At 67.1% G+C, this 21,877-nt stretch carries 18 protein-coding genes; 12 read left to right on the top strand and 6 right to left on the bottom strand.

The window, feature by feature from the left end; genetic code table 11:
* Window positions 1–64: 64 nt before the first annotated feature.
* A complete protein-coding gene (locus tag B2W22_RS28420) occupies window positions 65–832 on the bottom strand; it encodes a crotonase/enoyl-CoA hydratase family protein (protein ID WP_286940496.1) in 768 nt (255 codons plus the stop codon).
* A 268-nt stretch (window positions 833–1,100) separates the two neighbouring features.
* Between B2W22_RS28420 and glyQ the strand changes: the two genes are divergently transcribed.
* Genes glyQ through def form a run of 8 tightly spaced genes read left to right on the top strand, consistent with a single transcriptional unit; the run spans window position 1,101 to window position 8,576 of the window.
* Entirely contained in the window at window positions 1,101–2,012 is a 912-nt protein-coding gene (gene glyQ, locus B2W22_RS28415; RefSeq protein WP_062683440.1) for a glycine--tRNA ligase subunit alpha, read from the top strand.
* On the top strand, window positions 2,013–4,151 hold the full coding sequence (gene glyS / locus B2W22_RS28410; RefSeq protein WP_286940495.1) for a glycine--tRNA ligase subunit beta: 2,139 nt from the start codon (window positions 2,013–2,015) through the stop codon (window positions 4,149–4,151).
* Entirely contained in the window at window positions 4,148–4,687 is a 540-nt protein-coding gene (gene gmhB, locus B2W22_RS28405; protein WP_175123306.1) for a D-glycero-beta-D-manno-heptose 1,7-bisphosphate 7-phosphatase, read from the top strand. Before glyS ends, gmhB begins: the two co-directional genes overlap by 4 nt.
* Window positions 4,688–4,691: 4 nt before the next feature.
* Window positions 4,692–5,420, top strand: coding sequence for a lysophospholipid acyltransferase family protein (locus B2W22_RS28400; RefSeq protein WP_286940494.1), 729 nt, complete (start codon window positions 4,692–4,694; stop codon window positions 5,418–5,420).
* A complete protein-coding gene (locus B2W22_RS28395; RefSeq protein ID WP_286940491.1) occupies window positions 5,407–6,432 on the top strand; it encodes a M48 family metallopeptidase in 1,026 nt (341 codons plus the stop codon). Before B2W22_RS28400 ends, B2W22_RS28395 begins: the two co-directional genes overlap by 14 nt.
* 46 nt (window positions 6,433–6,478) lie before the next feature.
* Window positions 6,479–7,621 (top strand): 2-aminoethylphosphonate--pyruvate transaminase, encoded by a 1,143-nt coding sequence (locus tag B2W22_RS28390; RefSeq protein WP_175123309.1) that lies wholly within the window; start codon window positions 6,479–6,481, stop codon window positions 7,619–7,621.
* Between the two features lie 11 nt (window positions 7,622–7,632).
* Window positions 7,633–8,028: a lactoylglutathione lyase gene (gene gloA, locus B2W22_RS28385; RefSeq protein ID WP_063955180.1), complete on the top strand. Its 396-nt coding sequence runs from the start codon at window positions 7,633–7,635 to the stop codon at window positions 8,026–8,028.
* Between the two features lie 14 nt (window positions 8,029–8,042).
* Entirely contained in the window at window positions 8,043–8,576 is a 534-nt protein-coding gene (gene def / locus B2W22_RS28380; RefSeq protein WP_152383492.1) for a peptide deformylase, read from the top strand.
* On the opposite strand, the gene B2W22_RS28375 is transcribed toward def, so the two are convergent.
* Window positions 8,573–10,963 carry an acyl-CoA dehydrogenase gene (locus B2W22_RS28375; RefSeq protein WP_286940488.1) on the bottom strand — a complete coding sequence of 797 codons (2,391 nt, stop codon included), beginning with the start codon at window positions 10,961–10,963 and terminating at the stop codon, window positions 8,573–8,575. The two genes, def and B2W22_RS28375, sit on opposite strands and share 4 nt — an antisense overlap.
* A gap of 143 nt (window positions 10,964–11,106) precedes the next feature.
* Between B2W22_RS28375 and B2W22_RS28370 the strand changes: the two genes are divergently transcribed.
* On the top strand, window positions 11,107–12,336 hold the full coding sequence (locus B2W22_RS28370) for a nucleoside recognition domain-containing protein (RefSeq protein WP_175185997.1): 1,230 nt from the start codon (window positions 11,107–11,109) through the stop codon (window positions 12,334–12,336).
* A gap of 55 nt (window positions 12,337–12,391) precedes the next feature.
* On the opposite strand, the gene pyk is transcribed toward B2W22_RS28370, so the two are convergent.
* Window positions 12,392–13,834, bottom strand: a complete 1,443-nt coding sequence (gene pyk / locus B2W22_RS28365) for a pyruvate kinase (RefSeq protein ID WP_175123311.1) — start codon at window positions 13,832–13,834, stop codon at window positions 12,392–12,394.
* Between the two features lie 106 nt (window positions 13,835–13,940).
* Here pyk and B2W22_RS28360 point away from each other — a divergent pair, with 106 nt between their 5' ends.
* Complete coding sequence (locus B2W22_RS28360) at window positions 13,941–15,083, top strand: glycerate kinase (protein ID WP_286940487.1); 1,143 nt, start codon at window positions 13,941–13,943, stop codon at window positions 15,081–15,083.
* Between the two features lie 117 nt (window positions 15,084–15,200).
* Here the strand turns inward: B2W22_RS28360 and rsmA are convergent, their stop codons facing one another.
* The 3 genes from rsmA to B2W22_RS28345 are packed head-to-tail and all read right to left on the bottom strand — an operon-like array spanning window position 15,201 to window position 19,981.
* Complete coding sequence (rsmA, locus tag B2W22_RS28355) at window positions 15,201–15,992, bottom strand: 16S rRNA (adenine(1518)-N(6)/adenine(1519)-N(6))-dimethyltransferase RsmA (RefSeq protein WP_175123313.1); 792 nt, start codon at window positions 15,990–15,992, stop codon at window positions 15,201–15,203.
* An 18-nt stretch (window positions 15,993–16,010) separates the two neighbouring features.
* Window positions 16,011–17,603: a peptidylprolyl isomerase gene (locus B2W22_RS28350; protein WP_175185942.1), complete on the bottom strand. Its 1,593-nt coding sequence runs from the start codon at window positions 17,601–17,603 to the stop codon at window positions 16,011–16,013.
* The gene (locus B2W22_RS28345) at window positions 17,600–19,981 is read right to left on the bottom strand and encodes an LPS-assembly protein LptD (protein ID WP_286940497.1); all 2,382 of its coding nucleotides are present in this window, start codon (window positions 19,979–19,981) and stop codon (window positions 17,600–17,602) included. The genes B2W22_RS28350 and B2W22_RS28345 overlap by 4 nt, the downstream gene beginning before the upstream one ends.
* Before the next feature lie 168 nt (window positions 19,982–20,149).
* On the opposite strand from B2W22_RS28345, the gene B2W22_RS28340 reads away from it, so the two are divergent.
* Entirely contained in the window at window positions 20,150–21,190 is a 1,041-nt protein-coding gene (locus B2W22_RS28340; RefSeq protein WP_175185944.1) for an aminoglycoside phosphotransferase family protein, read from the top strand.
* The gene (gene murU / locus B2W22_RS28335; RefSeq protein WP_286940486.1) at window positions 21,190–21,876 is read left to right on the top strand and encodes an N-acetylmuramate alpha-1-phosphate uridylyltransferase MurU; all 687 of its coding nucleotides are present in this window, start codon (window positions 21,190–21,192) and stop codon (window positions 21,874–21,876) included. Before B2W22_RS28340 ends, murU begins: the two co-directional genes overlap by 1 nt.
* Window position 21,877 lies beyond the last annotated feature (1 nt).

The raw sequence follows: 21,877 nt of genomic DNA, 5'->3' as shown, positions 1-21,877 counted from the left end.
AAAATGCGCCCCCTCGGGGGGCAGCAAGCGCGCGGAGCGTGCGCGGCGTGGGGGCCAACCACTTCTATTTTCCTTGCCACACGGGCTTGCGCTTCTCGGCGAAGGCGGTGGCGCCTTCCTTGGCGTCAGCGGAAGTGAAGATGTGCGCGATCAGCGGGCGCTGGCGGTCGAACATGCCTTCCTGGTCCCAGTCGCCGCCTTGCGCGACGATGCTCTTGGCGGTCTGGACGGCCAGCGGGCCGTTCTCGACGATGGCGCGGGCCAGTTCCAGCGCGCCGGCCAGGGCGCCGCCCGGTTCGGTCAGGCGGTTGACCAGGCCGAAGGCGTGGGCGCGTTCGGCGCTCAGCATTTCGCCGGTCAGGATGACTTCCATGGCGATGTGGTACGGCAGGCGGCGCGGCAGGCGCAGGAGGCCGCCGGCGCCGGCCACCAGGCCGCGCTTGACCTCGGGCAGGCCGAACTTGGCGTTGCTGGCGGCCACGATCAGGTCGGAAGCCAGCGCCATTTCGCAACCGCCCGCCAGGGCGTAGCCCTCGACGGCGGCGATCAGCGGCTTCTTGGGCGGGCGTTCGTTCAGGCCGGCAAAACCGCGGCCTTCGACGTATGGACGCTGCCCGGACGCGGCGAACGCCTTCAGGTCCATGCCCGACGAGAACGTGCCGCCGCCACCCGTCAGGATGCCGATGCGCACGTCGTCACGGCTGTCCAGCTGGTCCAGCGCGGCGGCCATGGCCACGGCGGTTTCCAGGTTGATGGCGTTCTTGGCCTCGGGACGGTTGATCGTGATGATCTGGATGCCGTCGATGACTTCCACCGTGATCAGGTCAGACATGGGACTGCTCCTTTTTCGCGAATTTCTCGGAATCGGGTTCCGGGTTTTATATAAGACTCAGGCTCAACCCGGAATCATACGACCATTGGTTTGCGGGCGCAGGCAAAGGCCGGCACGTGTCCACCAGGGGCACATTCGGGGACGCCCTCAGCCTCAGATGTAACGGGTACGGCCCCACCGGGGACCGCTGCGGCCGCAGGCCAGTTAAAATGCCGGGTTTCCCACGCGCAGGGCAGTTTTTGCCCGGCGGCCGAATTCCAAGAATCCTATGCTCACCTTTCAGCAAATCATCCTTACGCTCCAGGAATACTGGGACAAACAGGGTTGCGCCCTGCTGCAGCCCTACGACATGGAAGTCGGCGCCGGCACCTCGCACACGGCCACGTTCCTGCGCGCGATCGGCCCGGAGCCCTGGCGCGCCGCCTATGTCCAGCCCTCGCGCCGCCCGAAGGATGGCCGCTACGGCGAGAACCCCAACCGCCTGCAGCACTACTACCAGTACCAGGTCGTGCTCAAGCCCGCGCCCCCGGAAATCCTGGATCTGTATATCGGTTCGCTGAAGGCGCTGGGCATCGATCCCACGCAGCACGACATCCGCTTCGTCGAGGACGACTGGGAAAACCCCACGCTCGGCGCCTGGGGTCTGGGCTGGGAAGTCTGGCTGAACGGCATGGAAGTGACGCAGTTCACGTATTTCCAGCAGGTCGGCGGCCTGGACTGCACGCCCACCACCGGTGAAATCACCTACGGCCTGGAACGCCTGGCCATGTATTTGCAGGACGTGCAAAGCGTGTACGACCTGGTCTGGACGGAAGGCGCCAACGGCAACCGCGTGCTGTACCGCGACGTGTTCCACCAGAACGAAGTCGAGCAATCCACCTACAACTTCGAACACTCGTCGGCCGAGATGCTGTTTGCGCATTTCAACGACTACGAAGCCGAGGCCAAGCGCCTGATGGACGTGCCGCTGGCGCTGCCGGCCTACGAGGCCGCGCTGAAAGCCGCGCACACCTTCAACATGCTGGACGCGCGCGGCGCGATCAGCGTGACCGAGCGCGCCGCCTACATCGGCCGCATCCGCAACCTGTCGCGCGCCGTCGCGCAGGCCTACTACGATTCCCGCGAACGACTGGGCTTTCCCATGCTGGGCCGCGACAAGGCCGCCGGGGAGGCTGCATAAATGACGACGAACATCCGCCCGCTGCTGGTCGAACTGCTGACCGAAGAACTCCCGCCCAAGGCCCTGCAGAAGCTGGGCCAGGCCTTTGCCGAAGGCGTGCGCGCCACGCTGGACCGCCACGGCCTGCTGGCCGAAGGCTGCGCCGTGACGCCGTACTCGACGCCGCGCCGCCTGGCCGTGCACCTGTCCGCCGTGCTGGCGCAGGCGCCCGACCAGGCCTATGCTGAAAAGCTGATGCCCGTGAAGATCGGCCTGACCGAAGACGGCAAGGCCACGCCTGCACTGCAAAAGAAGCTGGCCGCCAAGGGCCTTGAAAACATCGACCTCGCCACGCTGGACCGTGAGTCCGACGGCAAGCAGGACTACCTGGTGGCGCGCGGCACGGCCGCGGGTGCGCAACTGGCCGCCGGCCTGCAGGAAGGCATCGAAGCCGCCATCGACGGCCTGCCCATCCCCAAGGTGATGCGTTACCAATTGGCCGACGGCGTCTCCACCGTCAAGTTCGTGCGCCCGGCGCACGGCCTGATCGCCCTGTTCGGCGCGGACGTGGTGCCGGTGTCGGCACTGGGCCTGGCCGCCGGCCGCGAAACCCTGGGCCACCGCTTCATGAGCGAAGGCGCCGTGGTTATCGCCGATGCCGACGCCTACGTTGCCGCGCTGGCGGAAAAGGGCCGTGTCGTGGCGTCGTTCGAGGCGCGCCGCGCCGAGATCCAGCGCCAGTTGCAAGAAGAAGCGACCCGCCTGTCCGCCACGCTTGGCGACGACCCCGAAGTGGCCGCCCTGCTGGATGAAGTGACCGCGCTGGTCGAACACCCCACCGTCTACGTGGGCCAGTTCGAGGAACAGTTCCTGCAGGTGCCGCAGGAATGCCTGATCCTGACCATGCGGCTGAACCAGAAATACTTCCCGCTGTTCGACCCGGCAACCGGCCGTCTCACGCACCGCTTCCTGATCGTGAGCAACATGCGCACGGACAACCCGGTGAACATCGTCGAAGGCAACCAGCGCGTGGTGCGCCCGCGTCTGGCCGACGCGCAGTTCTTCTTTGAAACCGACCGCAAGACGCCGCTGGCCGCGCGTGTCGAACAGTTGGGCTCCATCGTCTATCACAACAAGCTGGGCACCCAGCTCGACCGCGTCGAGCGCGTGCGCGCGATCGCCCGCGGCATCGCCGGCGAACTGGGCGGCGACGTGTCCGCCGCCGACCGCGCCGCCATGCTGGCCAAGGCCGACCTCGGTTCGAACATGGTCGGTGAATTCCCCGAGCTGCAAGGCATCATGGGCGCGTATTACGCCGCCGGCGACGGCGAACCTGCCAGCGTCGTCGAAGCCCTGCGCACGCAGTACCGCAACCGCTACGACGCGCCGGTGACGCAGGACACCCTGACCGCCGCCACGCTGTTCATCGCCGAACGCGTCGAAACGCTGGTCGGCATCTGGGCGATCGGCCTGGCCCCCACCGGCGAACGCGACCCCTTCGGCCTGCGCCGCGCCGCGTTGGGCCTGATCAGCGCCTTCGAACAACTGGCCGCGGGCGGCTGGCTGAAGATCAGCCAGAACGGTCCGCTGACGCTGGACGGCCTGCTGCAGCTGGCCGCCGGCACGTTCCCGGCGGACAAGATTCCGGGCGACACGCTGGCCGAGGTCCGTACCTTCATTTATGAGCGCTATCGCAATCAGCTCATCAACGACTTCGACCGCAACGCCGTCGAGGCCGTGATCGCGCTGACCCCGCCGCTGCACCAGGTGGCCGAGCGCGTACGCGCCGCCGCCGCCTTTGCGCAGTTGCCCGAGGCCGCCAGCCTGGCCGCCGCCAACAAGCGCATCGGCAACCTGCTCAAGAAGGCCGAAGGCGAGATCGGCGCGGTAAACGACGCCGCGCTGGTGGAGCCGGCCGAAAAGGCCCTGGCCACCGCCGTGGCCGCCTTGCGTCCCAAGGCCGAGGCGCAGCTTGCCGACGGCGACTTCGCCGGCAGCCTGTCCACGCTGGCCCAGGCCCGCGAACCGGTCGACGCGTTCTTTGCCGACGTCATGGTCATGGCCGAAGACCCGGCCGTGCGCGCCAACCGGCTCGCCCTCCTGGCCCAACTGCATGGCCTGATGAACCAGGTCGCCGACATTTCCAGGCTCGCCCAGTGAAGCTCATCATCCTCGACCGCGACGGCGTCATCAATCAGGACAGCGACGCCTTCGTCAAGACGCCCGACGAATGGATCGCGCTGCCGGGCAGCCTGCAGGCCATCGCGCGCCTCACGCAGGCCGGCTGGAAGGTGGTGGTTGCCACCAACCAGTCCGGTCTCGCGCGCGGCCTGTTCGACATGGACACGCTGACGGCCATCCACACCAAGATGCGACGCGAGCTCGCCGCGGTAGGCGGCAGCGTCGATGCCATCTTCATGTGCCCGCACGGCCCCGACGACGACTGCACCTGCCGCAAGCCGCGTCCCGGCATGTTCGAGCAGATTGGTCACCGCTACGACATCGATCTGGCCGGTGTCCCGGCCGTGGGCGATTCGCTGCGCGACCTGCAGGCCTCGTCGGCCGCCGGGTGCTCGCCGTGGCTGGTGCTGACGGGCAACGGCGCCAAGACGCAAGCCAAGGGCGGACTGCCGGACAACACGCGCGTCTGCAACGACCTGTCGGCCGTGGCCGACGCCTTGCTGCAGGACGCGTGACCCGATGGCCCGGCTTCGTTCCTTCCTGTATTTCGTGTTCCTGGCCGTCACGGTCATCCCGTACGCCTTCGCCTGCATCCTGTGGGCGCCGCTGCCGCTGCACTGGCGCTACAAGCTCACGGTGGGCTGGCCCCGCCTGGCCATTTGGGGCGCCAAGGTCTTCTGCGGCATCCGCTGGCAGGTCAAGGGCTGGGAAAACCTGCCCGACGGCCCCGCGGTGCTGCTGTCCAAGCACCAGTCGGCCTGGGAAACCCTGTTCTTCCCCGCCTACATGCCGCGCGAGGTCTGCTTCGTCTACAAGAAAGAGCTGCACATGGTGCCGTTCTTCGGCTGGGGCCTGGCGCTCTTGCGCATGATCGCCATTGACCGCGCCAAGGGCCGCGACGCGTTCGAACAGGTGGTCCAGCAAGGCCAGACCCGTTTGAACGAAGGCCGCTGGCCGCTGCTGTTTCCCGAAGGCACGCGCGTGCCGCCAGGCCAGGCCGGACGTTTCAAGATGGGCGGTGCGCTGCTCGCGTCGCGCACCGGCGCCGTGGTCATACCCGTGGCGCACAACGCCGGCGAATGCTGGCGCCGCAACGCTTTCGTCAAGTATCCCGGCATGGTCACCCTGTCGATCGGTCCCGCGATAGAATCCAAGGGTCTTACCCCCGAAGAACTGAACCAGAAGGTTCAGGACTGGATCGAAGGGGAAATGCGGCGTCTCAACCCCGAAAGGTATGCCCAGCACTGATCAGCTAGAACTCCTGTTTGGTACGCAGGAAGACGACGCGCCCGCGGGCGCGCCGCCGTTGATCGCCGTGCCGACGCCGACGGCCGCCCCCCGGGCGCCGTCCGGCGGGGCCCAGACTCACCGTCCTGACACTCCCCGGCCCGTCACGCCCGCCAACCTGTTTCCCGATGCCGCCAAGACGCCCGCCGCCACCGGCGAGCCGCTGCTGACGCTGTCTCCCAACGCCGCCTCACGCGTGCCCACGCCCTGCCCCGACCCGCTGCCGCCCGGCGCGCGCTGGCGCGAGGTGCCCACCGAACAGCAACCCATTGGTTTCGTGCTGCTGCGCTCACGGCGGCGCAGCATCGGCTTCGTCATCACCGACGACGGCCTGCGCGTCACCGCGCCCAACTGGGTGACGCTGACGCAGATCGACGATGCGGTGCGCGAGAAATCCCGCTGGATCCTGACCAAGCTGCGTGAATGGCATGCCCGCAAGCAGCAGCTTGCGATGGCGCACACGCGCTGGCAGGCAGGCGGCGAACTTCCGTATCTGGGCCGTCGCATCGTCATCGGCGTGGGCGGCGACAGCCGCCAGGCCAATCTGTCCGGCGATGCCGACGCGCCGCAGGATGGCGACACGCTGTGGCTGGCGCTGCCATCCAATGCCGACCAGGGCCGCATCCGCGATGCGGCGCAAGCCTGGCTGCAACAGCGCGCGGGCGCCTGGTTCGGCACCCGGCTGGCGCACTTCCTGCAGATCAGCGGACTGAAGATCCGCCGCTGGCGCCTGTCGTCGGCCGCCACCCGCTGGGGCTCCTGCACCAGCGACGGCAACATCATGCTGAACTGGCGCCTGATCCATTTCGCCCCCGCCATCATCGATTACGTCATCGCGCACGAGCTTGCCCATTTGCGCGAGATGAACCACAGTCAGGACTTCTGGCGCGAAGTGGGCCAGATCCTGCCCGACTTCGAAGACGCCAAGAACATCCTGCGGCGTCACGATCCCGCTTCGCTGCCTCAGTTCTGAGGCGCCGGGGCACACCAGCGTCTCTGCGATCCCAAGGAGAATCGAAATGTTGCTGCTGATTCCGGGCCCGGTCACGACCGATGCGCGGGTAAAGGCCGCCATGGCGCAGGACTACGCGCCGTGGGACAACGATTTCCGAACCCTGTACCGGCAGGTCTGCGACGGCGTGCTGGCCATTGCGCAGGCCAGCGCGGACGAACACGTGGCGCTGGCCCTGCCCGGCTGCGGCCATTTCGCGGTCGAAGCCGCCATCCGGACTTTCGTGCCGCCCGGCGGCCGCGTGCTGGCGCCGTCCACCGGCGCCTATGCGGCCCGTCTGCAGAAACTGGCCGGCGAGGCCGGCCGCGTCGCCGTGCCGCTTGCGGTGGGCACGACCAATCGCGTGGATCCGCAAGCGGTTGCCGACGCGCTGGAACGCGACCCGACACTCACGCACCTGGCGCTGGTCTACAGCGAAACCGGCAGCGGCATCTGCCACGACGTGCCTCATCTGGCTCGCATCGCCCATGCGCTGGGACGCCGCGTGATCGTGGACGCGGTGTCCGCCTTTGGCGCCCTGCCGCTCGAACTGCGGGCCCTGCCCGCGGTCGACGCCGTGGTGCTGACCGCGAACAAATGCCTGGAAGGCCTGCCCGGCGCCGCCTTCGTCGTCGCGCGCCGCGACAGCCTGGACGCCGCGCGCGGCAACGCCGGAAGCTGGTCGCTCGACCTGGCGGATATCTATCAGCACACGCTCGCGCCCAACGCCGGGCCCCGCTTCACGCCCGCCGCGCCCACGCTGGCGGCGCTGGCCGTGGCGCTGGAACTGTTCCGCCAGGAAGGCCGCGAGGCGCGGCTGGCGCGCTACACCGCCAACATGCGCACGCTCTATGATGGCGTGATCGATCTTGGCCTGACCCCATACTTGCCGCCCGAGCTGCAAGGCCCCATCGTCGTCAACGTCCGCGCGCCGGACGCCCCGACCTGGCACCTGCAGCTCTTCGTGGACGCGCTCAAGCAGCGCGGCTATGTGATCAGCAACTTCACCAACACCGAAGAACCCACATTCCGGGTCGGCTGCATCGGCGCCTTTGGCGCCAGTCAGATGCGGCAGGCGGTCGACGCAATGGGCGGCGCGCTGCGCGACATCGGAATCACCCGCGAACACGCCGGAAATGCCCGGCTGTTCCCCCAACCCCTCATCGCTTAAGGAAATCTCCCATGCGTCTGCTCCACACCATGCTGCGCGTCGGCAACCTGGACAAGTCCATCGACTTCTACACCAACGTGCTCGGCATGCGCCTTCTGCGCCGCAACGACTACCCGGACGGCAAGTTCACGCTGGCCTTCGTGGGCTACCAGGATGAAGTCGATGGCGCCGTCATCGAACTGACCCACAACTGGGACACCGACAAGTACGACCTGGGCAACGGCTACGGCCACATCGCCCTGGAAGTCGACAACGCCTACGAAGCCTGTGACAAGGTCAAGGAACGCGGCGGCAAGGTCACCCGCGAAGCCGGCCCGATGAAGCACGGCAAGACGGTCATCGCCTTCGTGGAAGATCCCGACGGCTACAAGATCGAGTTCATCCAGAAGAAAGACCGCCAGGACTGACCCGGACGCCGGCCATGATCCATCCCATCCTGAAAATGGGCGACCCGCGGCTGCTGCGCGTGGCGCCGCCCGTGGATCGTTTTGACACCCCTGAACTGCACGCCCTGATCGACGACATGTTCGAGACCATGGCGGCCGCGCAGGGCGTGGGCCTGGCCGCGCCGCAGATCGGCGTGGACCTGCAACTGGTGATCTTCGGTTTCGACCGCAACGACCGCTATCCCGACGCGCCGCCGGTGCCGCAGACGATCCTGTGCAATCCGGTCATCACGCCGCTGTCGGACGAGATGGAAGACGGCTGGGAAGGCTGCCTGTCGGTGCCAGGCCTGCGCGGCCTGGTGCCCCGCTACCGCCACATCCGCTACAGCGGCCGCGATCCGTACGGCCAGCTGATCGAACGGGAAGCCGAGGGCTTCCATGCACGCGTCGTGCAACACGAGTGCGATCACCTGATCGGGCGCCTGTATCCGTCCCGGATCCAGGATTTCACGAAGTTCGGCTTCACTGAAATCCTGTTTCCGGGCATGGACCCCAACCAGGACGACTAGGCGTTATCGGCGGGCTTTGCCGCAGCGGGGGGCTCGTTCTCCTGTTGCGGCGATTGCGGCGGTTGCTGGGGCGGTTCCGGTTGCTGCGGTGTCGGCTGCTGCGGTTCCGGCTGCTGCGGTTCCGGCTGCTGAGGTTCCGGCTGCTCCTGCTCCTGCACTCGAACCGGCGCCCCTTCGCCCTGCGGCGTCAGCGCCTCCGGCGCAAAATCATCCACCTGCAATACCTTCAGCACGGTCGCTTCCGCGGCTTCGAGCTGCGCCGCCTGCGCGTCCGTGATCGCCCCGCGCCGATGGGCCTCGCGCCAGTCGCGCACGTTGGACTGCCGCAGACGGTCGCGGATCGGTTGTACCGCGTCGGCCAGCGCGAAGGCGCGGGTCAACAGGCCCAACGGATCATCGCCGGGCTCGCGCTGCAGGTCAGCCGCCAGCCGCACATGCGTGGGCGACGGCTTGAGCAGCAGCTCGGCGCATTCGCGCGTGAGCGCGTCGTCCGGGCCCTTGGCCAGCCGCAAGGGCAGAATGGCCGCCCGAAGGCCCCACGACAGCGCCTTGACCGGCAAGTTGCGCAGCACCTGATCCATGCTTTTCTCGATGCTGGCGTAGCCTTGCGCCATGCACCACCGCACCAGCGGCAGGTCATCGTGCTTGCGGCCTTCGTCTTCCCAGCGTTTGAGCACGGCGGACAGCAGATAGAGTTCGGACAGGATGTCGCCCAGCCGGGCAGAGATCATTTCGCGGCGCTTCAGGCCGCCGCCCAATTGCGCCAGCGTGGCGTCCGCCAGCAGCGCAAAGCCCGACGCATACCGGCCCAGCCTCCGGTAATGGCCTGCCACCGGCCCCGAGGCCGGCGCGGGCGCCAGCATGCCGCCCGTCCAGGCGCGGCCGATCGCGCGCAGCGTGTTCATGCCCGCGTGGCGCAGATGGCGCCAGAAGACATCGTGAAAGACCTCGATGCCGCGTTCCTCGTCGGGATTGCCCAGCGCCAGAATTTCCGGCATCAGGTAGGGATGCGCGCGGATGGCGCCTTGCCCGAAGATGATCAGATTACGCGTGAGGATGTTGGCGCCCTCGACCGTGATCGCGATGGGCACGGCGCGGTACAGCGAGCCGAGGTAATTACTTGGACCATCCATGACGGCGCGGCCCGCGTGCACGTCCATCGCGTCGTTCACCGACGTGCGCATGCGCTCGGTAGCGTGGTATTTCATGATGCCGGACACGACCACGGGCTTGACGCCCTGGTTGAGCGCGGCGCAGGTCAGGCGGCGCGCGGCCTCGACCAGATAGGCGTTGCCGGCCAGGCTGGCCAGCCGCTCCTGCACGCCTTCAAATTTGCCGATCGGTATGCCGAACTGCTCGCGCACCCGGGCGTACATGCCGGTGGTGTGCGCGCACATCGCCGCGGCGGCCGCCGACAGCGACGGCAGCGAAATGCCGCGTCCGGCGGCCAGCGCGCTCATCAGCATCTGCCAGCCCTGCCCGGCGCGCTCCACGCCGCCGATCAGCGCATCCAGCGGCACGAAGACGTCGCGCCCCGAGTTGGGCCCGTTCTGGAAAACCTGCATCGCAGGCAGGTGGCGGCGGCCGATGTCGACGCCGGGCGCATCCGTGGGGACCAGCGCCACGGAAATGCCGATGTCCTTGGGGCCGCCCAGGATGCCGTCGGGGTCCGACATCTTGAACGCCAGCCCCAGCACGGTGGCCACCGGCCCCAGCGTGATGTAGCGCTTGTGCCAGTTGAGCCGGATGCCGATGAGCTCTCGGCCGTCCACGACCTGGCGGCACACGACGCCGGTATCGACCATCGAAGCCGCGTCCGATCCGGCCTCGGGACTGGTCAGGCCGAAGCACGGGACTTCACGGCCGTCGGCCAGCCGCGGCAGCCAGTAATCGCGCTGCGCCTGCGTGCCGAACTGCATGAGCAGCTCACCGGGTCCCAGCGAATTCGGCACCATGACCGTGACGCCGGCGGTGATGGAATAGGCGGAAACGCGGCGCACGACCTCGGAGTGCGCGTACGGCGAAAAGCCCAGGCCGCCATGACGCCGCGGAATGATCATGCCGAAGAAGCGCTGCGCCTTCAGGAATTCCCAGACCTGCGGCGGCAGGTCGCGGCGGTTCCACGAGATGTCCCATTCGTCCAGCATGCCGCAAAGCTGCCGCACGGGGCCGTCGATGAATCGTTGCTCATCGGACGTCAACGTCGCGGGCGGCACGGCGAGGAGCTTGCGCCAGTCGGGGTTGCCCGTGAACAGGTCGGCGTCCCACCAGCTGTCGCCGGCTTCGATGGCTTCGCGTTCGGTGGCCGACATGGCCGGCAATGCATTGCGGGCCCAGCGGTATGCGGGTTCCGAAATGCGGCGCCGGCGCCAGGCGTTGAAATCCATGGGTCCCCCTGTGGTTCGCTACAAGACGTATCGGGGCAAAGTACCAGAATTGGCGCCGTGCGGCCAAGCTGCGGCTTACCGACTCTGCGACAATGAGCGTCGCCGCGCTGATGCGCAATCAACCGCTGTCCGGGCACGTCCGCATGCTGAACAAACTCTGGCTTGGCTTCTTCCTTACCGCTGCCGCGGCCGCGTTGTACCGCTGGCTGGTCATCGGAGATCCCGAGGTCTTTCGCCAGATGGTCGCCAGCCTGTTCGACATGGCGCGCGTGTCCGTGGAAGTGATGGTGCTGCTGTTTGGCACGCTGACGCTGTGGCTTGGTTTCCTGCGCATCGCCGAAGGCGCGGGCCTCGTCGAAAAGCTGGCGCGGTTGCTGGGACCGCTGTTCGCGCGTCTGATGCCCGAGGTGCCGCGCAATCATCCAGCCATCGGCCTGATCACGCTGAACTTCGCGGCCAATGGCCTCGGGCTGGACAACGCCGCCACGCCCATCGGCTTGCGCGCCATGCGCGAGCTGCAATCGCTCAACCCCAAGCCCGACACCGCCACCAATGCGCAGATCCTGTTCCTGGTGCTCAATGCGTCGTCGTTGACACTCTTGCCCGTCACGCTGTTCATGTTCCGCGCGCAACAGGGCGCGCCCGATCCCACGCTGGTGTTTCTGCCCATCCTGCTGGCCACCAGCGCGTCCACGCTGGCCGGCTTTCTGGCGGTGGCGCTGTGCCAGCGCCTGCGCCTGGCCGATCCCGTCATCATGCTGTGGCTGGGCGGCGCCGCGTTGGTGCTGGGCGGGTTCATGGCGCTGCTGGCCAGCATGTCGGCGGCCGCGATCGCCTCGCTGTCCTCGCTGATGGGCAACCTGACGCTGTTCGGCATCCTGCTGGCGTTTCTGATCGTGGGCGCCTGGAAAAAGGTGCCCGTGTACGAGGCCTTCATCGAGGGCGCCAAGGAAGGATTCGACATCGCCAAGAGCCTGCTGCCCTATCTGGTGGCAATGCTTTGCGCCGTGGGCGTGCTGCGCGCGTCGGGCGCGCTGGACTTCCTGTTGGACGGCATCCGCTGGGTGGCCGCGCAGGCCAACTGGGACACGCGGTTTGTGGACGCGTTGCCCACTGCACTGGTCAAACCGTTCTCGGGCAGCGCGGCGCGCGCGATGATGCTGGAAACCATGACGCACTTTGGCGTGGACAGTTTCCCGGCGCTGCTGGCTGCGGTGGTGCAAGGCAGCACCGAGACCACGTTCTACGTGCTGGCGGTGTATTTCGGATCGGTAGGGATCCTGCGCGCCCGCCATGCAGTGGGCTGCGCGCTGATCGCCGACCTGGCCGGCGTGCTGGCCGCGATCGGCGTTTGCTACTGGTTCTTTGGTTGACCGCAGGGCGCGGCGGCCGGCATTCGCGCCCGCGCCGCGCCGCAACGCGTCCGCTTCAATCCACCAGCAGGATCTTCATCCCGTTGGTGCCACCGCTGTCGCGGTAGAAATCGCCCTTGGTCAGGATGACCCAGTCGCCCGTCTGCACGAGATTGCGCTTGCGCAGTTCGTCGATGGCGGCGTTGGACAGGTCCGCGGGATCGTAGTCCGACGGCGAGAACGGAATCGTGTACACGCCGCGGAACATGGTTACGCGATTCTGCGTCACGCTGTGCGGGCTGTAGCAGTAGATCGGCACGCCTGAACGGATACGCGACATGATGAGCGGGGTGTGGCCGCTTTCGGTCAACGCGATGACGGCTTTCACGCCGGGGAAATGGTTGGCCGCATACATGGCCGCCAGCGCGATGGTCTCGTCGCAGCGCGTGAAGGTTTCGCCCACGCGATGGTGCGATTTGGTCGAGGTGGGGTGCTTTTCGGCGCCGAGGCACACTCGGGCCATGGCCTGCACGGTTTCCACCGGGTACTGGCCCGACGCGCTTTCGGCCGACAGCATGACGGCATCGGTGTAGTCCAGCACTGCGTTCGCGACGTCGGAGACTTCGGCACGGGTCGGCATGGGGCTGGAGATCATCGACTCCATCATCTGCGTGGCGGTGATGACGACCTTGTTCAGCGTGCGCGCGTGCTGGATGATGCGCTTCTGGATGCCCACGAGTTCGGCGTCGCCCACTTCCACGCCCAGGTCGCCGCGCGCCACCATGACGCCGTCGCTGGCGCGGATCAGCGCGTCCAGGGCTTCGTCGTCGGCCACGGCTTCCGCGCGTTCGATCTTGGCGATGATCCACGCCTGACTGCCGGCGGCGGCAAGCAGGGTGCGGGCCTCGTCGATGTCGCTGCCATAGCGCGGGAACGACACGGCCACGTAGTCCAGTTCCATTTCAGCGGCCAGCTTGATGTCGACGCGGTCCTTGTCAGTGAGGCTGGGCGCCGACAGGCCGCCGCCGCGGCGGTTGATGCCCTTGTTGTTGGACAGCGGGCCGCCCACCGTGACGGTGGTGTGGACCTCGTCGCCTTCGACGCGGTCGACGACCAGCACGACGCGGCCGTCATCGAGCAGCAGCTCGTCGCCCACGCGGCAATCGGTGACGAGTTCGGGGTAATCGATGCCCACGATGCTGGCGGTGCCCGCATCCTTGGGATGCACGCGCGACAGCGTGAACGGCTGGCCCACCTGCAGATGCACCAGCTTGTCGACAAAGCGTGCGATGCGGATCTTGGGACCCTGCAGGTCGCCCATGATGGCGACGTAGCGGCCTTGCTTGGCGGCGATCTCGCGCACCATGCGCGCACGTTCGCGGTGATCGTCCGCGCTGCCGTGCGAGAAGTTCAGCCGCGCCACGTCCAGCCCGGCGCGAATCATCGCGTCGATGCGTTCGGGCGACGAGGTCGAGGGTCCCAGGGTGGCGACAATTTTGGTGCGGCGCAATACAGGCATGGCGGTCCACTCTCGCAAAAACAACGAAAGCGCTATGGTACGCCGGCCGCGTTGCCACGGGTATCATGGGTGACATTTCCGACCCTCAACGCGCCCAACGACACCCGTGAAAATCGTCATCGCTCCCGACTCGTTCAAAGAAAGCGTTTCCGCGCCGGATGCGGCCGCCGCCATTGCGCGCGGCGTCAAGGCAGCCTTTCCCGGCGCGCATACGGTTTGCGTCCCAATGGCTGACGGCGGCGAAGGCACCGTCGAAGCCGTCCTCGCGGCCACAGGCGGCAAGGAGCGGCAGATCGCGGTCAACGACGCGCTCGGACACAAGGTCGATGCCGTCTGGGGACTGCTGGAAGACGGCACCGCCATCATCGAGATGGCCGCTGCGGCGGGGCTTGAATTGATTGCACCGGCAAAGCGCGACCCGATGCGCGCCAGCAGCCACGGCGTGGGCGAACTGATGCGCGCGGCACTGGACGCGGGCGCCACGCGCATCATCCTCGGCCTTGGCGGATCGGCCACCAACGACGCGGGCGCCGGCATGCTGACGGCGCTGGGCCTGCGCCTGCTGGACGCGGGCGGCAACAGCCTGCCGCCGGGCGGCGGCGCGCTGGGGCAGCTTGCCTCGATTGACACACGCGGCCTGGACCCGCGGCTGGCGCAGGTCCGCATCGACATCGCCTCCGACGTCGACAACCCCTTGTGCGGTCCGCAGGGCGCCTCACATGTCTTCGGTCCGCAGAAAGGCGCGACGCCGGAACAGGTGCAGAAGCTGGACTCGATGCTGGCCCACTTTGCCGACGTCTGCGCCCGGCATCTGAACGCGGATCACCGCGATGCGCCCGGCGCCGGCGCTGCGGGCGGCCTGGGTTTTGCCGCCAAGGCGTTTCTCAACGCGCACTTCCGCCCCGGCGTCGAAATCGTCGCGGAACTGGGTGGCCTGGCCGACGCGGTGGAAGGCGCAACGCTGGTTTTCACCGGCGAAGGCCGGATGGACGCACAGACCCTGCGGGGCAAGACGCCCGCCGGCGTCGCCAGGATTGCGCAGCGCGCGGGCGTACCCGTCGTGGCGCTGGCCGGCTCGCTGGGAGAAGGCTACGAGGCCCTGCATACCTGCGGCATCAGCGCCGCATTCAGTCTGGCCCCAGGCCCCATCACGTTGCAGCAGGCTCTGGTGGACGCCGAGCGCCTGCTGACCGACCGGGCGCGGGACGTGATGCAGCTCTGGATGGCGGCGCAGAAACGCATGCTGTGATCCGTCAGCCGGCTGCCCTCGCCGTGCATGCCGGCGACGTTGCCGCCCCGCCTTAGCGCGGAAAATCAAAAAGGCCCCGAGGGGCCTTTTTGCATTGCCTTGCCATCCGAAAGGACGTCAATCGCGCGCCAACACCCCGGCTTCGACCAGCGCATCCGACAGGCGGATGTAGCGGTCCACCGAAATATCCTCGGCGCGCGCGGTGGGCGCAATTTCAAGCGCTTCCCAGGGCACCTGCGGCGCCCAGTCGGCCAGCACGCGTCGCAGCATCTTGCGGCGCTGCGAAAAGGCGCGCGCCACGACGGTTTCGAAAGCGCGCTCGCTGATGGGCCGCAGGCGGTCCGCCGGCAAGGGCACCATGCGCACGATGGCCGACACCACCTTGGGCGGCGGATCAAAGGCCTCGGGCGGCACGTCGAACAGCTTGTGCATGCGATAGCGCGACTGCAGCATCACGGACAAGCGGCTGAAATCGCCGGAGCCGGGCTTGGCCACCATGCGGTCGATCACTTCGCGCTGCAGCATGAAATGCTGGTCGCGGATGTGATCGGCCCACGTCATCAGGTGGAACAGCAACGGGCTGGAGATGTTGTAGGGCAGGTTGCCCACAACGCGCAGCGCGCCGCCGAACTGCGAGAAATCCACCGTCAGCGCGTCGGCCTCGACGACCGTCAGGCGCGAAGCCTCGAACTGCTTGCGCAGGCGGGCGGCCAGATCGCGGTCGATTTCGACGGCGGTGAGATGGTCCAGGCGCTCGAGCAACGGCCGCGTCAGCGCGGACAGGCCTGGGCCGATTTCGACCACGGCATCGTCGCGGGCGGGCGCAACCGCCCGGACGATGGACTCGACGACGCTGTCGTCGGTCAGGAAGTTCTGGCCAAAGCGCTTGCGCGCCTGGTGTTGAGACATGAAAAGCCCGTAATGCGTTTAGCGGTTGTTCTGCTGGATCTTCTGCTGCTTTTCGAGGCGGTTGTCGACGTACGCCTGCGCACGCAGTTGCTCGAGCCAGTCTTCAAAGGCCGGTTGGGCACGGCGCTCGAACAGCGTCTGGCGGGCGCGCATGCGGGCCAGATCGTCGGTCGCATCGTGATCGCGGCGTTCTTCGACCTCGATCAGGTGCCAACCGAACGGCGTCTGCACGGGTTGGCTGATTTCGCCAGGTTGCAGCGCGTTCATCGCGGCCTCGAACGTCGGCACGGTTTCACCCGGGTTCAGCCAACCGAGTTCACCGCCTTGCGGCGCGGTGGCGTCCTGCGAATACTGGCGCGCCATTTCCTCGAACTTGGCGCTGCCGTTCACCAGACGCTGGCGAACCTGCTCCAGGCGCTGGCGGGCCAGTTCATCGCTCATGACGGTCGACGTCTTGATCAGGATGTGGCGCGCGCGCGTTTGAACGACCTGCGTGGGACCCTGCGGCGCCTGCGCGCGCGCGGCCGGCTGCGGAGCCGGTTGCGGAGCGGCTTGGGGCGCCGGCGCGCGAGCCGTGCGGCTGGGCGCGGGCTGGGCGGTGCCGCGGTCCATCACCTTGATGATGTGGAAACCGTTGCCGCTCTGGATGAGCTGGCTGACCTGGCCCTTCTGCAGGTTGCTGATGGCCTTGACGAAGAGGTCGGGCCAGCCGTCCAGCGGACGCACGCCCATGACGCCGCCCTGCAGCGCCTCGGGACCGTCGGACGCAGCCGCGGCAAGGCTGGCGAAGTCGTCGCCACGCTTGGCTTGCGCCAGCAGGCCTTCGGCCTTCTTGCGCAGCAGCGCCAATTGTTCCGGCGACGAGCCTTCGGGCACGCGCACCAGAATCTGCGCCAGCGCGTACAGCATGGGACCGGCGGGCGCGGCGGCCTGCTCGGGCGCGGGCTGCGGTTGCGCCTGGGGTTGCGGTTGCTGCGCCTGCGGGGGAGCCGCGCCGAAAGCCGGGTTGCGGCGTTGATCCTTCAGGAAGGCGTCGACTTCTGCGTCGGAGATGACGATGGTCGAATCGACCGCGCGCTGACGCAGGCGATCCGACCGGATCTCGTCACGCAGCGACTTGCGGTAACCGTCCCAGGACGTGCCGGCCTTCTCGAGCTCCTGGCGCAGTTGCGCCACGGTGATCTTGTTGCGCGCGGCGATGGCCTGGATGGCCGTGTCGATCTGGGCGTCATCCACGCGGATGCCCAGGCGGTCGGCTTCGTGGCGCTGCACGCGTTCCATGATGAGACGCTGCAGCACCTGGTGTTGCAGCGTCTGGTCGTCCGGCACCTGGATGCCGCGCGATTTGAGTTCGCCTGCGATGCGCTGTGAAGCGTCGCGCAGTTCGCGCAGCGTGATCACATCCTTGTCGACGATCGCGGCAATGCCGTCTACGAACTGCTCGCCCTTGGGCGCGGGCGCTTCCTTGTTCTGCGCAGCCGGAGCGGCCTTGGCGCTGTTCGCGCCGCGGGCGGTCTGCTCGGCCGCATGAGCGGCGGGCAAGCCGGCGAACAAGGCCAGCAGCAGCGCATTGCCGGAGAGGCGGCGCAAAGAGTGCAACCTACGCATCATTCATACCTTTCAAATGTGGTCCCGGCCTGCGCGGGCGGCGTGACGCGCGTGTAACCGGGGATACTTCTGTTCAGCAGGTTCATCGGGTCGGTTCCGAGGGAACCCAGGCCCGTGAGCTCAAGCTGGAAGAACAGCGCGGAGTTGGTGTCCGCCGCCGATACGGCGTAGCGCTGGTAGACCATGCGGCCTACCCAGCAGCAGTCGCCCTTGTACTCCAGGCCGGCAATGGCCTGCGTCACGCGGGGAGATTCCGTCGTATTGGCCACCGTGCTGGACGGACCTGAACGCAAAGAGTAGTCCACCCGGCCCACGCCGTACCAGCGCTTGCTGAACGGCCACTGGACCGCCAGGCTGACCTGGTTCTGGCCTTGGGGCTGGTAGAGCACGCCTTGCTGCGGATCGCGCTGGTAACGGTACGCCACGGCAACCGTGGTGAGACGCTGCGGCGACCAGCGCGCGCTCACGAGCCCGCGCGACCAGTTGTTGTCGTAGGGGTTGTATTGCGCCGCAAGGTCGGTGGACAGCGTATCGGTCAGGGCCGCGCTGGCGCCCACCAGGAAGTCGGAGCGCACGTTCTCGCGCGGCGTTTCGCCGGGCAGCGTGACTTCCTGGTCCTCGAAGTACAGACGTTGGGCGACGCCCAGCGACATGCGCTCGAAGCCGGTGTCGGCATCCAGCCAACGCGTGGTCAGCGCCGCGGTGAGCTGGTTGGCGTTGGCGATTCGGTCCCAGCCGCCGGTGTAGATGTTTTCCTCGAAGGCCTGCGAGAAGCTGAAATCGGCCAGCGACGTGTCGAACACGGGCAGCTTGGATTGGTCACGATACGGCACGCGCAGGTAATACAGGCGGGGTTCGAGGGTCTGTGTGGAGGACTTGCCGAAAAGCGTCGTGTCACGCTCGAAGATCAGGCCGGCATCGACGGACATGATGGGCAGTGTGCGCGACTGCGAACGCGGCAGGCCGGCTGCGTTGCCGCCGTTCAAGCCGAGCGTATCCACGCCATACCATTTGGTCTGGTAATCGGTGTAGTTGACGCCGGCCTTCGGGATGATGAACCAGCCGGGACGCACGATCGGATAGGACGCCGACAGATAGGTCTGAAGACGGTCCCCGTCGGGATACCGGCTTACGGCGCCGAACTCCGGCATTTTGAAACGCACGGCCGTCGAGGTCCAATCGACATCGAAGCCGCCCCAGTCGTACCGGGCACCTCGCAGGTACAACTCGGGTTCCTTGTTGTACGGCGGAACTAGCGGCGCATCCGGATCCTGCAGCGTCTGATACTTATAGACCTGGGCATAGGTGCTCCAATAGCGGGATGCCCAGCCTACCCGGCCACGTTGCGGCAGATAGGTGGTCGAGGCCTGGTTCAGGCCCAGCTGCGAAATATCGCGGTAGTAATTGTCGTCCGAGACCTTGGCCACGTCCCAGTCGGTATAAAAACCATGCGAGAACGTCTGTTGGTGACGCCACCAGTACATCCAGCGATCTTCGCCGGTGACATGGTCATCGGGCAAGTAGGTGCCATCGATGGTGCCCGCATAGCTCGACCCCAGATAGCGGAACTCGCCGCCCAGCTGGGTGCCGCGTTTGGAAAAGTAGCGCGGCTGCACCGTCAGGTCGTAATTGGGCGCCAGGTTGAAGTAGTACGGGATCGAAATGTCGAAGCCGCCCTGGCTGGTCGTGCCGTACGTCGGAATCAGGAAGCCCGACTTGCGCTCGCGCTTGACCGGGAAGGTCATGTAAGGCGATGCGAGGATGGGCACGTCCTTGAAATACAGCACGCCGCCGCGGGCCACGCCTTCGTTTTCGTCGAAGTCGATATCGACCGAATTGGCCTTGATGTACCAGGACGGGTTTTCGCACGGGCAGCCGCTGTACGTCACCGTGTGCAGCCGCATCTGCGACTTGCTGAAGATGTCCGCGTGGTCGGCGACGGCAAAGCCGCCCGTGGCGCCCAGCCAGAAGTTGGGCTTTTCGACTTCACCGGAATACCGGTCCACGTTGAACGTGGCGTTCGGGCCGGTCACCAGCGTGCCGTCGCGCATCATGCGGGCGTTGCCGCGCACGTCGACCTTGCCGGTGTCCTTGCGGTAATTGATCTCGTCGCCCTTGATCACGCCGTCGATGCGGCGCACCTGCGCGTTGCCGGACAGCGTGAGCTCGTAGTCGGGGTCGCCCGAAATGGTGTCCGCTTCCATGAAAGCGGGAATGCTCTCGTCGGGCAACCGGTGCATGCGCAGACCCGGAGACGTGCGCAGCTGGGGGGTTGACGTGACCGACGGCGCGGAAGCAGCGGTGCCCGGGCTACCTTGAGCCTGGGCGGCTCCGGCGGCGACGCTGACAACAGAGAGGATCAACCACGGAACCTTGCGCACGAATGAAAACAGCCCTTTTAGACCACGGGAGAGCCGGACAAAGGCGCCCACGGGGGGCCAATGCTGACGGAAATGAGCCGGTATTATAGAGAAGCCGCGAACAACGCCCAGCCTTATGTTCGCCAAATCGAAATTTCCGCAATTTTGCCCTTCTGACACGGATCTTCCTTGAAAAACGATCACGACCCCCGCTTGGCGCAGGTGCGCAACTGGCTGCAAGGCCTGCCCCCTGCCCTGAACCTGGCCGTGGAAACGCTGCGCCCCGCGTCGGCTGACGCAAGCTTTCGCCGGTACTTCAGACTGGACGCCGGATCGCGCACCCTGATTGTCATGGACGCCCCGCCCCAGCACGAGGACTGCCGTCCCTTCCTGCACGTGGACAAGCTGCTGGCGGATGCCGGCCTGAACGTGCCGGCGGTGCTGGCGCAGGACCTGGACCAGGGCCTGCTGCTGCTGTCCGACCTGGGCGAACAAACCTACTATCAGCGCATCCAGGATGGTCTGGACGACGCCCAGTTGCAGACGCTGTATCGCGAGGCGCTGGCCGCCCTGGTCAAGCTGCAAAAGGCCTCGACCGACGGCCTGGGCACCTACGACAGCGCGCGCCTGGCCGACGAGCTGAAACTGTTCCCCGAGTGGTACGTGCAGAAGCACCACGGCGTCACGCTGGACGACAAGACCGCCAATGCCCTGGAAAAGATCTTCGCCCTGCTGTCGGCCAGCAACGGCGGGCAGCCCCAGGTGCTGGTGCACCGCGATTTCCATTCGCCCAACCTGATGGTCTGCGACCAGCCGCAGTACGGCCCGAACCCCGGCGTCATCGACTTCCAGGATGCGCTGGCCGGCCCCATCACCTACGACCTGGCGTCGCTGGTGACCGACGCCCGGACCACCTGGGAAGAACCGCAACAGCTCGACTGGGCGATCCGGTACTGGGAGATGGCGCGCGCGGCCGGCCTGCCGGTCGATGCCGATTTCGCCGAATTCCACCGCGCCTATGAATGGATGGGTCTGCAGCGCAACCTGCGGATCCTGGGTGTCTTCGCGCGCCTGAACCACCGCGACGGCAAGGCGCACTACCTGGCGCACATGCCGCGCGTGAACGGCTACGTCCGCCAGGTGGCGCAGCGCTACGGCGTCTTCACGCCGCTGCTGCGCCTGCTGGACCGCCTGGACGACCGCCAGGTCAGCGTCGGATACACGTTCTGATGCGCGCCATGATCCTCGCCGCGGGCCGCGGCGAACGCATGCGCCCGCTGACCGACCGCCTGCCCAAGCCCATGCTGGCGGTGGGCGGCAAGCCGCTGATCGTCTGGCACCTGGAACGCCTGGCCGCGGCCGGTATCCGCGACATCGTCATCAACCACGCCTGGCTTGGCCACGAGATCGAACGCGGGCTGGGCGATGGCGCCGCGCATGGCGTGCGCATCCGCTATTCGGCCGAAGCCACCGCGCTGGAAACGGCCGGCGGCATTGCGCAGGCGCTCCCCCTCTTGGGCGACGACCCTTTCCTCGTCATCAACGGCGACATCTGGTGCGACTGGGATCCGGCGGCCGCGCAACACGCCGCGCCCCTCGTGGCGCAAGGCGGCGCCTGGCTGCTTTTGGTGGACAACCCCGCGCATCATCCTGCCGGCGACTTCGTCCTGACGGCTGATGGGCGTGTGCTGGCCCACGGCGAGCCGCGTTTGACCTTTGCCGGCGTGGGCGTCTACCATCCTTCGTTGTTCGCGGACGTCCCGCGCGGCGAAGCAGCGCCGCTGGCGCCGCTGCTCAGGCAGGCGATGGGCCAGGACCAGGTGCACGGCGCCCGGCATGCGGGCCGATGGACGGATGTCGGCACCCCGCAGCGGCTTGCCGACCTGGACGCGGAACTGGCTGGCACGGCCGCCTGAC

The organism is Achromobacter sp. UBA4530 (assembly GCF_002388205.1).
GTDB lineage: Bacteria > Pseudomonadota > Gammaproteobacteria > Burkholderiales > Burkholderiaceae_B > Achromobacter > Achromobacter animicus.
Note: the sequence above shows the minus strand (reverse complement) of the source record. Positions and strands in the feature narration are given on the sequence as shown.